Origin of the sequence: Limosilactobacillus gastricus PS3 (assembly GCF_000247775.1) — a bacterium.
In the GTDB taxonomy this organism is placed as follows: domain Bacteria; phylum Bacillota; class Bacilli; order Lactobacillales; family Lactobacillaceae; genus Limosilactobacillus; species Limosilactobacillus gastricus_A.
The window spans coordinates 1-15,869 of record NZ_AICN01000002.1 but is presented as its reverse complement, the minus strand read 5'-3'; the positions used below and the strand labels follow the sequence as shown (position 1 = coordinate 15,869).

Below are 15,869 nucleotides of genomic sequence, written 5' to 3'. Positions count from 1 at the left end.
AAAAGCAACTGTATTATAATACCACGGAGCTAAATTGCTGTCAACAACTTTCAAACTCTTTATAAAATAATAAGTTATCATTTGAAGCAACTCATATAATATACCAAGAACTCCAAACGAGGTCAACCATAAATATCAACTTTTTTCAAAAAAGAAAAGTCGATCAAATCTATTTAGATTCAATCGACTGCCACTTATTTTTGCTTCCGTTTGAAGGATAGCTTAAAACGTTTTTTATTTTCACTCTTCGGAGCCTGATAATCCTCTTTAAAGGCTTGTCCAGCTAAAATTTCTACTGGTGTAAAAGTTTCCTCAAATAAGGTATCCACCTTGATTGTTTTCTTGGAAGTTTCAAAATAAACTGCTGGAATCGTTAATAGGGTTGGTAAGTAGAATAAAATTCCTAAGGCCACTAATGCCAGACCAAGGTATAACCAAACATCTGTCGCAGTATATGCACCGTAATAAGCTAATCCACCAAAAATCGCACTCCATACAGCAACTGGAAGGCAACCATATAATAATTCAATCCAAAGGTAATTAAACTTCAAGCCATACATGTAACGTTTACTACCTGTTAATGCATGCCGCATTGATTGACCTACAAAAGCTGGTTGTTTTTCCCGATATAAAAAGTAACTTTGCGCATATTGAAGGGTCTTCCATAAAGCAACTAAAAGAATTAATACGTTCATGGCACCAGAAATGTAGGCGTTAGTGCCCCAAATCAAATTAATAATTTCGAATGGTAAGATCCATAAGAAAGTAAACAATTGCTGGTATAAAGAGATTCGTAAAATTTGATTTTTCCGTAAGTGACGGAAATGTTTCCAGATCGTCGCAACCGTGACATGGTCACTTTCTTCACGTAATACATCTTGGTAACTATACATAAATGATACCAAAATAAAGGTGTACCAATATAGCACAAAAAATGCAGCTACGAAACCAACAATACTAGGGATTAAGTACATTAAAATGTAAATTGGCGAAATCAAGCCATACATAATGTACATCATATATTGGGTAATAAAAGTGAAAACTGTTCCTAAAAACGACAGTCCAATCCCAGCCGTGACGATGTATAACAAGCCAAAAATAATAGTGAATAAGGCAGCTGGCCAAACTGCTGACCAGTATTGTTTATTTTTCAATAAAGTCTTTAGTTGACCATAAAAGCCCTTTACTGAAACGTGATTTAAATTACTCATTGACTACTCCTCTTCTGTTTTTTCCATCAATAGCACTATCATACCAAAGACTTGGCAGAATACCAGCGTTTTTGTGAACATCCCACAAATTCTGCTACCAAAATTCATTTTATATACAAAAAACGTGCCACACGGACACGTTTTTTAAGATTAAGTTAAAATGCTTAGTCTACTGGGTACTTATCCTTGCTAAGGACATTTAGCTTTTCATCGAAGTCATAAACTACTGGTTCCCCAGTTGCCATTTCAAGGTTCATGATATCTTCATCTGAAATATTTTCAATATACTTACTCAAAGCCCGTAATGAGTTACCGTGGGCAGCAATAATCACGTTCTTGTTGTCCAATAATTTTGGTGCAATTTCATCTTCCCAAAGAGGAATAACCCGTTCTAAAGTAACCTTGAGGTTTTCTCCACCAGGAATAGTCCGAGGGTCAAGGTTTGCATAACGACGATCCTTGGCTGCTGATCCTTCATCATCGGCACTCAACAATGGTGGTAAAACATCATATGAACGACGCCAAATATGTACTTGTTCGTCACCATACTTTTCAGCAGCATCCGCTTTATTCTTACCTTGCAAAGCCCCATAGTGACGTTCGTTCAAACGCCAAGTCTTAAATTCTGGGATCCACATTTGGTCAGATTCTTCCAAAGCATAGTGTAAAGTCTTGATAGCCCGCTTCAAAACAGAAGTGTAAGCATAGTCAAATTCTAAACCATGTTCCTTGATGGCTTTACCAGCGGCTTTAGCTTGAGCAACCCCTTTTTCACTCAAATCTACGTCTTCCCAACCAGTAAATAAGTTTGCTAAGTTCCATTCACTTTGTCCGTGACGGATTAAAACTAATTTAGCCATTAATCAAATACCTCTTTCTAATTTTGAGACTAGTTAACAATCTTTTTAATTTTATAGCATTTCCCTATAAATTAAAAGTATCTCCACTAATTTAAACTCGATCTTCACCAGATAAATCAGCAATAATTTGGGCGCGGTATCCTGGATCATCAGCAAACTCAATGCCTTCGTCAAGATTGAATTCTGCCGTATGCTTATTAGCTAGTTTTACTTTTGTCTGAGCCCCCATCCGATACCATTCATACTCAGAATCCAAGTGGCCAATATCAATCGCCCAAAAACCAGCTTGGGCCAAATCTTCGGCTAACACTTTTGCCGTAGGACCTAACATCAATAAAACTAACCGGTCTTGCGCTTGTTCGCTTACCTTTTCTAGTAGCTCATCATAAATATTAAAGCAGTGGTGTGACGGAGCGATGATTCGCTGAATCGACTTCGCCCCAGCAAATAAATCATTTCCTACTCCCGAGCGAGTTGTTGATCCCTCAACAATCAAGACATCTTGATCTTGCCAAAGCCGCTTTAATTTATCAAAAGCAATTCCCGCTCGTGACTTATCAGCTTGATCAATGTATGGCCGTGAAATAAAGGTACTCCCATACCAATCAGCCGTACAACATTCTTTCACCACTCCCAAATCGACGCCTTGCCAAAAATTCCACATATCGCTGGTATACCGATCTGGACGTTCAAAGACATCCGGCATGCAAACCATAAACTGATTATCACTAGTTCGACCAGCTAACCGGCGTAACCGCCTCCCTAACTCCGGAACGTAATATTGATATGGAATTGAATATCCACGCATCATCAAAAATTCGCCATCCCCAAAGCGAGCAACCGAACAACGATGCTCAAGGATATAATCTAAAGATGCTTCTAAGGGTTTGACCCGCAGATAAACGCCATTTAAACCGGCTGGTTGCACTACCTTTGGTAAATGTGCAAGTTGGCGTAAAGCATCCGAGAATTGCTCATAGGTCGTAAAATGATTCTCCAACCCATGATAAGACAAAATCGGTTTATCTAGCATTTTAAAATGATCAATAATTTGTTGCTCACCTGATGGGGTAATATCTAAGAAAACATCATTGGCTAAAGCTTGTTCCCTTAATTGATAGCTAATAAATTTCGGCAGCAAGTGGACATTCGGATAATTTTGGAGCCTCGTCAAGCCAAACCACATATCGGTCCATGCCGCAATAGTGAACTTAATTTGTGGATATTCCTGAATTAACCGTTCCAAGTCATCGACCACGCCACTTTGCGTAAAGATCATACATTTAAGCCGATATTCTGGAATACTGGGCGCTGGCTTTTGATGGGTGATAATCTCACTCCATTCCAGATTAGCATAGTCCCACCAGAGTTGCCGCCCGCGTCCCATCGAAAATTCATTCCAGGGCTTATCATCCGTCGTAAAATGCCAAATCACATGGTCAGGTTGACGATCGACATCCGCTAACGGCACTTGATGCAAACTCTGGACATAATCAGCTCCAATTTGATAATTATATTGACCAGCCTCGATTTCACGAATCCGATCACCGAGTACGGCATTGACCACCGTTTGATCACCATTACGCAGCTCTTCACGGTGATCCCGAGCATAGGTTAATAATTGTTGGCCGAGTTTTTCTTGCCGCCAGCGGTCCGCATTCATCAACATCACGCCAGAGTTAAACTGTTGTTCAATATCTGAAATACGTTCTTTAGCCGCAAGAAGCACATCGGTTGGTTCCAACATCTCAAATAAGGGTGTCAAATCCCCATCAACGATCACATCACTATCAAGGTATAAAACCCTTTGTTCATCAATAAGATCGGGAATCATGAATTCGGCGTATACCACGTTTAAAATCCGTTCAAAAGAACTTGCTGTACCAGCCAATTCATTCATATCAATTTTAACATTATGAACCCGATGCTTACTGGTCGCTATCCGCTGATTCAACTGGGCAAATACTTCCTGGGGAATATCTGGATTTAAGATATAAATATCGACTGCCTGATGATGCCATAAGACAGATTTAACGGTCGTCAAGATTTGATTCAGGTAACCATAATTACCTACCAACGCAATCGCTAGCCGTTTCATTGTTCTTCCTCGCTAATTCCATTCCAATTTAGCAACCATTTCGATCACTGCCCGTTTAATTGGGAAATTCTGCCGAATCAGGTTCCCAATCCGGTGGGTTCGTTCTGCCATTTCATGATATTCCGCTTCAGAAAGCTGATCAATAGCTTCCTTTAACTGACTTAAATCATCTACAACTAAGCCAATCCCGTGTTTTTCAACAAAGGGGGCAATCGCCGCCTGGCGCGCTACGATGAGTGGTTCATCAGCTGCTAAATACATGGACGCCTTATGTGGTGCATTATATTGCTCATATTCGCCAGTTAGTCCGGTCACTCCCGGATAAGAATCAGATGACCAAACCAAGCCAAACGAACCAGTCAACACCTGGGGAATGGCTTCGTGATCGTAACTACCCTGAAATTTAATGTTCTGACGTTGTTGATCAGACAAGTCTGCCGCATCAGTTTGACCGTAAATATTAAATTTCAAATCCGTTGAAAGCTCTTTGATGAACTGGGCTTTAGCCAAATTCCCCGCATAATCAATCTCACGATTAAAAGGATGTTGCCAATCGTACTGATTACGCACCGCCTGAAAACCAAATAAGTCTAAAATGACAAAATAGGGTTGATGTTCCAGGCCATGGGCTCGAAAGTCTTGTTCTAGGCGCGCCTGCATTGGTTTCGAATGCACAATGATGCCATCACTTTGATTTAAGTTTGCTAAAACCTTCTGGAGCCGTTGTTCATTAAAATTAATGGGGTGACGCCAAGAATCAAGATCATGAATCACCGTCACAATCCGGCCCCCCTAAACCTTTAATTCGATTATAAAGGTGTTGAACATACTCATCAGAAGTATAGCTTAACGGCCATTGAATAAAGAAGATATCATCACGTTTCGCCCCGCCTAACAAGCCATCAAAACGACGGTCAAAATAGTCTTCGGGTTCTTCAGGCCAATTGTAAACGTAGGTATACAATTTATTAGCATCTAATACCTCTTTGATACCGTTCGCCACATCAAAGCGCGCTTTCCCACTTGCGCCTTCGTTCCAATAGGGGTAGCCACTCTCCAAAGAGGCATTTGGCTCCGTCACCCAATAATTCATGTCTTTACCTCACTGTTCCTGTACTAATTAGTTGGGTAATGTGATCATGCACAACTACCAAAGTTAAACCTGCTTATCCGATCACTTGCTTATAATGTGCGACTGTCTCTTCTCCTGCATGTCGCCACTGCGCTTGTAATTGATCTTCCAAGGCATTGCCATCCTCTAAGACCGTATTTATCAAGTGAACTAAATCTTCTACTTGGTCCGGTTGATAGATATGCTCTGGTGAGGTAAAACGACGGTTATGAACCGTTTGGTCAAAGCCTGCAATCAGCATATTATTTTCAAAAGCAGTCCGACTAGCATCTAAAATCTCATTCCCATGATTGATATCAAGGTATAAATCAGCCTCTTGAACCAGTCGATCCACATCCGTTTGCAAAATTTGTGGATACAAATTGACATTATCATATTGATCAAAACTCAACAGTTTCGTTGACATTTCCGTTAAAGCTCCCACATTAAAGGTCACTTGTGGCAGGGTTTTAACCAAGGCTTCTAATTGTTCCATTTGATCGGAATTGGTGAAGGTAACTGTCGTCGGTCGCTGTTGATTTTGACGCCGGAAAGGATAAATGAAGCCAAGATAAGTCACCTGGTCGCGCTGATCAGCCGGCAAAAGCTCCATCAGCCGATCATAGGCTGAGCGATGTTGAACGACAATCTTGGTATTCGGTTCCGCCTTCGTTAATAAATAGGTCATATTTCCTGGAACCGAATCCGTAATGGGCTCTTGCCAAAATAAAATATTATCATGTGTCGACTGGGCCATACTTTCGGTAACCTGGAAACCATCCGCGAGGGTATTGTACATGATCCGATCCACCGCTAATCCGGAATGCTCCAAATAGTACTTCACCATTTCAGTCCGATTTTTAAAAAGCGAGAAATCACCTTGATGATTGTGATTATAAATAATGTCCCCTGTAAAGTGATTCTCAACTAGGACTTCAAAGCCATCCGGTGTAAGGTAAGTAGTCATCGCATAATGACCGTCAGCATCTAAAGTGGTGATGGCGAATTTCCATCCCCATTGGTTATAGCGGTCGATTACCGTCGTCCTGCCCTGCCGATCGAACCATTCAACGGTCTTCACTTGCCGTTCATTATCCGTGCGATGATATGTGATGCGCCCCCGTTGAACCCCTTTATCCATGACCTTTCCTTCTTGAGCATTGGCTTCAATCTCCCAAAAACGTGGTAAGTCAATTTGATTAAAGAAGCGGGGACGACCTTCAAATTTAGCTCCCGCATGCTTAAAGAAATACATTAAGGGGGAAACAACATCATCTGGCAAATATCCATCATCGTTAATGACCACCGTTTCCTGACGATGATCACTCATCAACATGGCGATATGGAGGTCCCGGCTCTCGGTCGTATAGTTGTCAAATAGATTAATCATGTGCACTTACCTCTGTTAGTAATTGTATCCACCGCTGCCCAATCCGTTCCGTCAAATATTCACCTGCAATTTCATAAGAGCGCTCATGGAAACGATCGAAATTAGGCTCTTGAAACAGTTTGATCAAGGCATCGCCCAGTTGGTCAATAGAAACTTGGGCGCTTTGATTATTATCAATGAAGGTTTGATTACCATAGCGAACATCAAATCCAACCATAGCTAGCCCAGAGCCAACGGCTTCCATCAAGGTCAAACCAAAGCCCTCACTCGTGGAGGCAGCCACGTAGACATCATAATCACGATACTGATCCGTCATGTCCTGGTGTCCTTTCAAGGAAACATAATCGCCACTATTAGTTTGGTCAATGGCCTTTTGAATATTGCTTTGTTCGCCACCCGTCCCATATATGTCTAAGGTGATTTCAGGGAAGACAGCATGGGCTTTGGCAACTGCCCGGGCAATCCAATCAACATGTTTTTCCGATGCTAACCGAGATGCCGTCACTAAACTATATGGCCGGCGTCCACTGGCTGTCGGCGTCTTTAATTCCGGTAAATTACCTACTGGGATTGTATAAATTTTAGGATGAACTTGGTTATACTTCGCAAATTGCGCTTGCAGTAACTGGTTTTGGGCATCCGTAGCGGTAACATAAAAATCAATATCTTGATAGTGTTGGAATTCATATTCATAATAATTGTTCCACAAAATCGTATTGTCATTGGTATTCGGCTCACTAAAATGATCTGCATGAACAATTGTTCCGACCTTCGCGGACCCTTTGTTTTCTAAAATTTGTTGCGCTTGGCCCGTGGCCCGATCAATTAAAACGACATCATCAGCCGTCAAATGTAAAGATCGCATAAAATGGGAAATTAACTCCGCTTTAGAATCAATGATTTGATCCTTAAATTTAAACATGGAAGCCTGTCCTGGATTGACAATTTCATCATATGCGATTGAACCATCAACATTATAGAAACGCCGCAGGTACAAACGCGCTGCATTATCTTTAGGCGCGTAGTATTCTGTCATATAACGCCCATAACTATAAAAATCTTTCCGAATCAAATTGTTGCCCGATACATATTCGACCCGATCAACAATTTGATCTGAATCCCGCTTAAAATAAGCCGTAGCCCAAGTTCCATCATTAAAATAAAATTTTTGGGTATTCGCGGATTGCTTTTGCTCCACCGGCGCTTTCCGAAATGCCTTTAACAAATCGTCCACGGTAAAGGTGGTTGGCGCCGTTTTAAAGTCGGTGAAGTAGGTATACAACCAGATGACTTGATCATCTTGAAAGCCCATCTGAGCTGTAAAATGCTCAATGTTTTCGTTGGAAATAAAATCCGTAAAAACAAATTTGGCATCAACGCCAATTCGTTGGAAAACCTGGCTCCGGTATAATTGTGCGTACTCAACCCCACTGCTGGCCCAACCGATTCCTTGATTAATATTGTAAACCGTCATCTCTTTCTCCCTTTACTTCCAGATAATTTGGACTAGTGACATAATCAGTCCAATCACCATGACAAAAATCATCAAAATATACATGAAAGGAGCAATGATCCGCCGTCGCTTTTTCTTTTTATCCGGTTCTTTAAATTCATACCGTACCTTATCGAGACGCTCCATTGCATCATTCGTTAACGGATCCCCATCATCATGGGTTCCTAAGCTTGATCTCTTAGACATAATAGATATCCTTTTTCCCTTTTTTATCGGTTATGATGGTGCTTAACAATAAATATCTGAGGACCATATGACGAATTTCCTTTTTCATCTGTCGATAAGCTCGTTCGGCTTCCTTATGATATTCAAAGGTTGGTTGCCGTTGGGCAAATTGGCGCGCGACCACAATTTGGCGTAATTGTTCTAGTCCATCGACCTCATCAATCCAACATTCATCAATTGCCTTTAATAAGGATAACCGAATAAATCGATCTTGTTCTTCTTCGGTGGCAAATTCTTGCTTTTTAGCAGTCATCTCTTCATCAGCTAATTGCATTAAGAAATCGACAACCTGCTTGCGATTAGCCAGGTCAATTCCCTGTGGAGCATCGAAATACTGATAAGTGATGTTATCTAAAATATACCGATCTAATTGATCCATCGTCAACGGCTGGTGTTCAGTAAAAAATAAATTAAATTCATCGCGAAAAAGTTGTTCGGGATCAAAATCAACTTGACCCTCACCAAAAATAATGTCATTCCGTTGTTGGTAAACTAACTCCCGTTGAATTTGAGAACTAACATCCATCTCTAAGGACTGGGCCCGTTGTTGAGCTCCCGAGGCATCACTATCTTCTTGCGCATAGTTAATAACCCGGCGGAATTTCCCGCGACGTAAACGCTTGGGCGCATTCATGCTCCGCTTACTTTCATGACGATCATAATAGCGATGAACCCAATGGGCACCATATTTAATCACAACCTCGTCTTCTAAGGAAATGAAAAATTTACTAGATCCAGGATCACCTTGACGACCAGCCCGACCACGTAGTTGCTGATCAATCCGCTTACTAGCCATTTTTTCGGTACCAATTACCGCCAGACCACCAAGTTCTTTAACGCCCGGACCTAATTTAATATCAGTTCCTCGGCCCGCCATATTGGTGGCAACGGTCACTGCCCCTAATTGGCCCGCTTCTTTAATGATCATCGCTTCTTTCGCCGCATTTCGCGCATTCAACACACTATGTGGAATGTGCTCCCGGAGTAATAATTCAGAATAAATTTCCGAAAGCTCTACGGTTGCCGTCACTAATAAGATAGGCCGACCCAGGGCGTGAATTTGTTTAACCTCTTCTAAGGAAGCTTGTAATTTTTCAGGAAGGGTCGTATAAATTTGATCTGGATAGTCCTTACGAATCACGGGTTTGCGAGTTGGAATTTGAATTACCTTCATAAAGTAAGATTCAATAAATTCTTGATTAGCCACTTTCCCAGTTCCTGTCATCCCCGATAGTTTTTTAAACATCCGAAAGAGGTTTTGATAGGTAATCGTGGCCATTGCTCGCGTATCATCAGTAACGTCTACTTGTTCCTTCATTTCAATTGCTTGGTGCTGACCCGCTTGCAACTTCATTCCTTGCATGACCCGACCATTCCCCTTATCCATAAGAGAAACTTCATTGTCTTGATTAATGACGTAATCTTCATCTTTTTCAAAGAGAAAATGGGCCTTCAGGGCTAATTCAATGGAGCGAACCTGATCTTTATGGTGACCATCAAACAAATCATCAATTTGCATAAAATTTTCGATCTTATCGATCCCTTGATTGGTTAGCCAAACGTTGTCTTCTTCTTCGTCCATTTCGTAATCAACGTCACGAATGAGGGTATAGATAATTTCATCCGCAACCCCGATAAAAGTCGACGAAACCCGGGGAGCTCCTGAAATAACTAGAGGCGTCACCGCTGAATCTAGCAAAACTGCATCCGCCTCATCCACGATCGCATAATTAAAGGGACGCATATATTTATGTTCCTCGTCAGAGGCTAAATTATCGATCAAATAATCAAAACCAATCGTCCCATTGGTCGTGTAAATAACGTCACTATTGTAAACAGCCCGTTTTTGAGCCGGCTTCCATTCTTTATCACTAGTTTTTGGGAAACCCACGGCAACCGTGAGGCCAAGCCATTGGTAGACCACGCCCATTTCTTCGCCATCCCGTCGGGCCAAGTATTCATTGGGCGTAATTAACATCGCCCCTTCTCCTGATAAGGCATTCAAATAGATCGGCAAAGTAGCCGTTAAGGTCTTCCCCTCACCGGTTTTCATTTCCGCAACGGCCCCCTGGTGAAGCGCAATTGCCCCCATCACCTGCACATCAAAAGGAAACATCCCTAATAGCCGCTTATCAGCTTCTCGAACGGTGGCAAAGGCTTCTGGTAACAGGTCATCTAAGGTCTCACCTTTAGCCAATCGCGCTTTAAACTTTCGTGTTTGGTCCTTTAATTGACCATCAGTCATTGCGGCCATTTGATCTGCATAGGAATTAACTTGTTTTAAAATCCGACGAATTCGCGATAATTCAAAACGATCAATAATTGACACTTTGCCACCTCCTTACAGTGCTTGATTAATGATGGACCGCTGCTTAGCTTCTTGTTCGATGAGTTCTTGATGTTGCGCTTGGCAATATTGATCCGTTAACAGGTAAGCATCTTCTGCTAGATCTGTAACATCAACTACATCAATCCGCTCAAAGGTTAGTTCGGTACAGCCACCACTGATTAATTCTAAGGTATAATTATAAGCTTTTTCCTGATAAGTCACTTCTCCTTCCATCCCATTAATCATCTGATTTTTAATGAGTTTACCCTGAAAATCATAGGTAATCATCCGCAGATAGATAGTGGTCGGATCATCAATATCAGCATGTAATCTTAATTGGTAGCGATGCCCTGGGGTTAACAATGGCAACCGAGGAAAGGCTCGCCCAATCGGGTAAGCAAATAATAAGTCCCACTTATAAATCACTTCCCCAGCTGGTAACAAATCATTTCGAAAATACCATTGATCCTTAGCAAGACGCCGGATAGTTGATCCGAACCAATAGGCATGCCCTGATGAATCCAAGGTCGTATCAGAATATAAATAACCCGTTTGGGAAATATAACGCAGATCCCCAGCAATCCCAGACCAGAAAAGATTACTGATATTATCCCAATAAATTGATTGCATACCTAATCCTCCTGGTTAAAAATCTTCCCTTAAAATCGTGCGATATTGTTGCTTAAACCAGCTAGTTAATTGCGCACTCATATCTCCGTGATGTCCGAGATAGCTTTTCGAAATCACGTGAACGCGTTGATGACTTTGCCTAATATGACGCATTAAATCTCGAAACGCCGTCGTATCATAATCATCTTGCTCCATATAACCAACCGCAAACTGCGTCTTGGTTAAATCCGCGTGATCAATCACATCCCAAAATTTTTGATTCATCGCCTTCGCTTTGGTCATCCCATCATGTTGCGGATCCTGATCAGGACCATTCGCTTGTAAGACATCTAGTGAAGTTGGAAAACCACCAAATCGTTGACGCCCTTCATTAAGGGCAATGTTACCGATACTAGCGAGCGGTTTTGACAGAATAATGGCATGAGCACCTAATTGGGCTCCGTAATACATGGCGCCAAAGGTTCCCATCGACATTCCAGAGGTAATTATCTGGGAGTGATCAAAGCCCAACCAATCTAGTTTTTCGTATATTTTTTGAATAAGGCGTTCTTCTAATTCTTCCGATCCAACATAAAAACCACCACCTTCAACCCGAGGGTCGGCGATTAACATAAATGGTTTTTTGAAGGACCGCATCATATAAAAACCTTCAAACCCCTCTGCCATTCGATACCCCGAAAAATAAATATTTAGGGGCGGCGTTAAATCACCTGGATTAAAGTAAACATCAATCTCTTGACGGTTAGCATCAACAATCCGTTCGCCACCAGGGAAGAATTCTCCCAACCCTAACCGTGACCAACGACAGTGAAGCGGTCCGACTTTAATTTTCCCGCGACCTTTAATATATAGGGTCGCACTCATTTGACTCTGTCCTGGAATTCCTGAAATCCTAACGCTTTGTTTTAGTTCATCTTCACTAAAAACCGTAACCGGATGGTCTTCATAACCAACATTCTGCCGGATACCAAGTTTGACTTCAATCCCGGCATCCTTCTCATATTCTGACCAATATTCCAAGGTACGATGGGGGTCCACATACATATTCCAACGCCAGGTAAACATCGGTACAAACTGGTTACCAAAATCATCTTCGATTTCAACGCCAGTCCCTCCTTGGTAGTTGATCATGCCGTGATAAGTCGGTGCGACTTCAATCGCGTTCGTATATAACTTGATACCAGTCTGCCCACCGTATAACCGTTCCGTTAGCCACTGTAACATTTCCGCGACACTCTTACCGGTTAATTTGGTTACTAACTTGCTAGTAATGAAATATTGGGCGGCTGGGCTTAACTTTTGTTCAAAAAGCTCAGGAATCGCAAATACCCGATAGGCATCAAGGTTTTTCTGTAAAATTACCAAATCTTCATCGGTGGGTATCGCCAGTAGTAAGGCTCCCCCATTAAAGCCGCGATAAAGCAATTCTTTTTTTGCTTTATTTTCTGCCTTCAGACGCCGATCAAGTTGACCAACCGTTCCTGGTGCTGCCCACAACCAGCGTACGTTCTCATCGTCACTTGGGGCTTGGCTGGTTTGATCATGGTGACTAATTAATACAAAATTATCCATTATTCTCCTGCTTTCGTTAGCCAATCATTAACAATTTTGCCACTCGTATATTGACCAATCTTTTCTACCGCATATACCAGCGCCTCATTCCAATTTTTCAGACCATCTAAATAGAAATGGAGGGCGGCGGTTAAATCAAAATCCTCGTTTAAAATTAAACCGTTCTTACCACTAACCACATAACTAGTCTTCACAGTATTAATTTGCGGAACCCCAGCTGAAATAGCCGCAATTTGTAAATAACTATTGGGCCGCGAGGCAAGATCAATTACGACTCGAATTGGATCAATCACTTCCATCAAGTGCGGTTCCGAAGAGATCCCCACAAAATCAACATACCGAACCGGTTTCCGTTCGACCTTTAAATCTTCATCCAGGTCATCGTCATCATCAAGATCATTTTCTCCTCTATCCTCTTCTTTGACATCAAATTGATAGTCGTATTCCCATTCATAACTTTTAACTAGATGTTCAATCGCACTTTTCACCATGGCGTAACGATCATCTTGAATCGTACAAACAATTAGATCAATCAGTTCATTTTGCTCCATGAATTGAAAGATTTTAATTAAATTAGTATAGAGTTCCTGGTCATTGATTTGATCGACCAACAATAAGATCTTAAAGTGTTCATCCTGCATGCTGGTCCCTAAATTCAAACGTGAATCAAAAGGTGGCGTGACGATTACCCGATCGAGGCCTAATTGATTGAGTTGATCTTTTTGAAAATCCGCATTCACGACCAATAGATTGGCTTGACTGGCTTGCGCCACCTCGTCATTCGTAATATTTTGATTTCGATTTTCAAAAAAGGACATGATTAGTTTGGCTTTAGAGCAATTATTAATTACGATTTGATTATGTTGCTCGTTGGAAGCAAAAACCACCAGATCATCGGTTTGTAATTGATGGGCGGCAAATTCTGCTAAGCCTTCATTGAGCATCGCCTCTAAGTTTTGATACACCGACTTTTTCATTGGTAATTCATCTGGTGACATTACCATAACGGTTTGATCAGCTAGTAAACGAAAGGCCACTGCCCCATTGACTGTCAAAAAATCATGATGAGTTAATTGACCTTGTTGATAATATTCAATGCTTGATAAAAATCCGCGATCATCAAAAATTAAATTTTTTTGGAGCTCTCCATCGCGAAATCTTTCAACCGCAATAATATTGCCTTCAATTCCATAGTGAATCACCGCATACTTTTGATCCCCTTGGTAAACATAGGTTCCTTGTCCCGAATGGACAAATTCGCAATCCAGCGGCCAATCCCACTCGCGATAGTTAATTTCAATGGTGGGTAAATTATCTGGAATTCCTTGCATTTGATCAAAGAAATTTAAGCTTTCCACCTGCATCAAATCTTGTCGATGAAAAAGGTGGCGTAAACTCGGAAAATAACTTAATGTCACTATCGTTGCTGGCATTTGGGATCGTTCAAACATCCGAACTTGATTAATGGTGTCATCAAACTCCATTACGTGATAACCCCATTGAAATTCTTGGCTAGGACTCCCCCATTGGTGAGGATGATCCCCATACCAAGATGGAATAAAATAATTCATAAATTTCCCTCACTCTATAAAATCGAATCGTATTTACCATGGACCAAAATGACATCAATTTGATCTAACATCAGAATAGCAAACGAGGCTGCCATCATGACATTGCCGGGGAACATCATTAAGGTTTCGTATTGCGGACGATCAATCGCAAAAATCAATGGTAGCCCGGCAATAAGAGTAATGAAAATTCCACCGATGATCGAAAAGCGGACAATCACCCCTCGAAGGTAGCGAGCTGTGACACGTCCAGGACGAAAGCCAGGAATATAGTCACCCGATTTTTGATAATCTTCAGCCAACTGCTCTGGATCCATATTCATTAAAGCAAAGGCAATTGAAAAGAGAAATAGAATAATAATATAAGTGGTGACCCCAGCCGTCTTGGATAAGACCAAATTATCATTCCACCAGGCAAATGTTGCATTATGTGGATAGGCCTGCGCTAGATAATGAAATAGGTACTGAGGAAGCGATAAGATCGCCATGGCAAACATTACCGGCATCCCACCAGCTGGTGATAATTTAACCGGTAAATATGACTTGTCTACAAACTGATTATTAATTCCCAAACGAATCACCGGGATCCGGTATTCTGCTCGGTCCATCAAAAGAGTTATTGAAATAATCACAACTACAAGGATAACTAAACCAATAATGACGATGAGCCACGTTCCCAGGCCTCCCGTAATCAGGCGACGAGAATTGTAAACGGTTCTTAACAAGGACACCATGACATTGGCCATAATAATCATCATCGGTCCACCTAGGCCTAATTTAGCATTCATATTACAAAGCCACATGATCATCATAGCTCCGGCAACCATTACCAAAATAACTTGCCATTCTGTTTCCCAGCCGGGCTTAGTTAATTTAAAATTTCGTACTGAAACATACGCTTGGGCCAAAGCAATTAAAATCGTAATGATCATTTGGATCCGGTCATTATATTTGGATGGTAACCGATTCAAGCCTAAGACTTTGCTTTGCATCGCAAAAGCCGCCACAATCAAACCGATCATCATCGGCCCAATCCCCAAAGCAAAAATGGAATAGTTTGACATTCCTGATCCGCTAATAACGGCCCGAATTGGTTCGCTAACAACTGAACGAATATGTGATTGGTATTTTACCAATGGTAACGGTATTTCCTGACCAAAAATATAAATTAGTAAAATCCAACATGACCATAACATTCGTTCAATTAACGGATGCTTATTCATTTCTAAAGACACCATCGTTCTCCTGTCTATTCAAATAATATCTTGTATATATCCGATAATATAATTAACTTTTATAATACACGTCTTAGTCTCTAAATTGTAGCTATAACGATAAAAAAGCAACCACCATTAATTAATC

Annotated in this window: 13 protein-coding genes; all 13 read right to left on the bottom strand. The window is 41.3% G+C overall.

Annotated features, from left to right (window positions below; all coding sequences use genetic code 11):
* Positions 1-194 precede the first annotated feature (194 nt).
* The 13 genes from PS3_RS00115 to secY2 all read right to left on the bottom strand — a co-directional run bounded on the left by PS3_RS00115 (position 195) and on the right by secY2 (position 15,745).
* A complete protein-coding gene (locus tag PS3_RS00115; RefSeq protein WP_007121590.1) occupies positions 195-1,211 on the bottom strand; it encodes a hypothetical protein in 1,017 nt (338 codons plus the stop codon).
* A 164-nt stretch (positions 1,212-1,375) separates the two neighbouring features.
* A complete protein-coding gene (locus PS3_RS00110; RefSeq protein ID WP_007121589.1) occupies positions 1,376-2,071 on the bottom strand; it encodes a 2,3-diphosphoglycerate-dependent phosphoglycerate mutase in 696 nt (231 codons plus the stop codon).
* Between the two features lie 91 nt (positions 2,072-2,162).
* Positions 2,163-4,169 (bottom strand): SP_1767 family glycosyltransferase, encoded by a 2,007-nt coding sequence (locus PS3_RS00105; protein WP_040467735.1) that lies wholly within the window; start codon positions 4,167-4,169, stop codon positions 2,163-2,165.
* A 12-nt stretch (positions 4,170-4,181) separates the two neighbouring features.
* On the bottom strand, positions 4,182-4,949 hold the full coding sequence (locus PS3_RS00100) for a hypothetical protein (protein ID WP_040467733.1): 768 nt from the start codon (positions 4,947-4,949) through the stop codon (positions 4,182-4,184).
* A complete protein-coding gene (locus PS3_RS00095) occupies positions 4,933-5,262 on the bottom strand; it encodes a hypothetical protein (RefSeq protein ID WP_040467731.1) in 330 nt (109 codons plus the stop codon). Before PS3_RS00095 ends, PS3_RS00100 begins: the two co-directional genes overlap by 17 nt.
* 73 nt (positions 5,263-5,335) lie before the next feature.
* Positions 5,336-6,670 (bottom strand): accessory Sec system glycosylation chaperone GtfB, encoded by a 1,335-nt coding sequence (gene gtfB, locus PS3_RS00090; RefSeq protein WP_040467729.1) that lies wholly within the window; start codon positions 6,668-6,670, stop codon positions 5,336-5,338.
* On the bottom strand, positions 6,663-8,144 hold the full coding sequence (gtfA, locus tag PS3_RS00085) for an accessory Sec system glycosyltransferase GtfA (RefSeq protein ID WP_040467727.1): 1,482 nt from the start codon (positions 8,142-8,144) through the stop codon (positions 6,663-6,665). The genes gtfB and gtfA overlap by 8 nt, the downstream gene beginning before the upstream one ends.
* A 12-nt stretch (positions 8,145-8,156) precedes the next feature.
* Positions 8,157-8,369: a hypothetical protein gene (locus tag PS3_RS00080; RefSeq protein ID WP_040467725.1), complete on the bottom strand. Its 213-nt coding sequence runs from the start codon at positions 8,367-8,369 to the stop codon at positions 8,157-8,159.
* Positions 8,362-10,737 carry an accessory Sec system translocase SecA2 gene (gene secA2 / locus PS3_RS00075; RefSeq protein WP_007121588.1) on the bottom strand — a complete coding sequence of 792 codons (2,376 nt, stop codon included), beginning with the start codon at positions 10,735-10,737 and terminating at the stop codon, positions 8,362-8,364. The genes PS3_RS00080 and secA2 overlap by 8 nt, the downstream gene beginning before the upstream one ends.
* Before the next feature lie 12 nt (positions 10,738-10,749).
* Complete coding sequence (asp3, locus tag PS3_RS00070; protein ID WP_040467724.1) at positions 10,750-11,367, bottom strand: accessory Sec system protein Asp3; 618 nt, start codon at positions 11,365-11,367, stop codon at positions 10,750-10,752.
* 15 nt (positions 11,368-11,382) lie between these two features.
* Positions 11,383-12,939 (bottom strand): accessory Sec system protein Asp2, encoded by a 1,557-nt coding sequence (gene asp2 / locus PS3_RS00065; RefSeq protein ID WP_050950772.1) that lies wholly within the window; start codon positions 12,937-12,939, stop codon positions 11,383-11,385.
* Positions 12,939-14,510 carry an accessory Sec system protein Asp1 gene (gene asp1 / locus PS3_RS00060; RefSeq protein ID WP_040467722.1) on the bottom strand — a complete coding sequence of 524 codons (1,572 nt, stop codon included), beginning with the start codon at positions 14,508-14,510 and terminating at the stop codon, positions 12,939-12,941. The genes asp2 and asp1 overlap by 1 nt, the downstream gene beginning before the upstream one ends.
* Before the next feature lie 14 nt (positions 14,511-14,524).
* On the bottom strand, positions 14,525-15,745 hold the full coding sequence (secY2, locus tag PS3_RS00055) for an accessory Sec system protein translocase subunit SecY2 (protein ID WP_040467720.1): 1,221 nt from the start codon (positions 15,743-15,745) through the stop codon (positions 14,525-14,527).
* Positions 15,746-15,869: the final 124 nt, after the last annotated feature.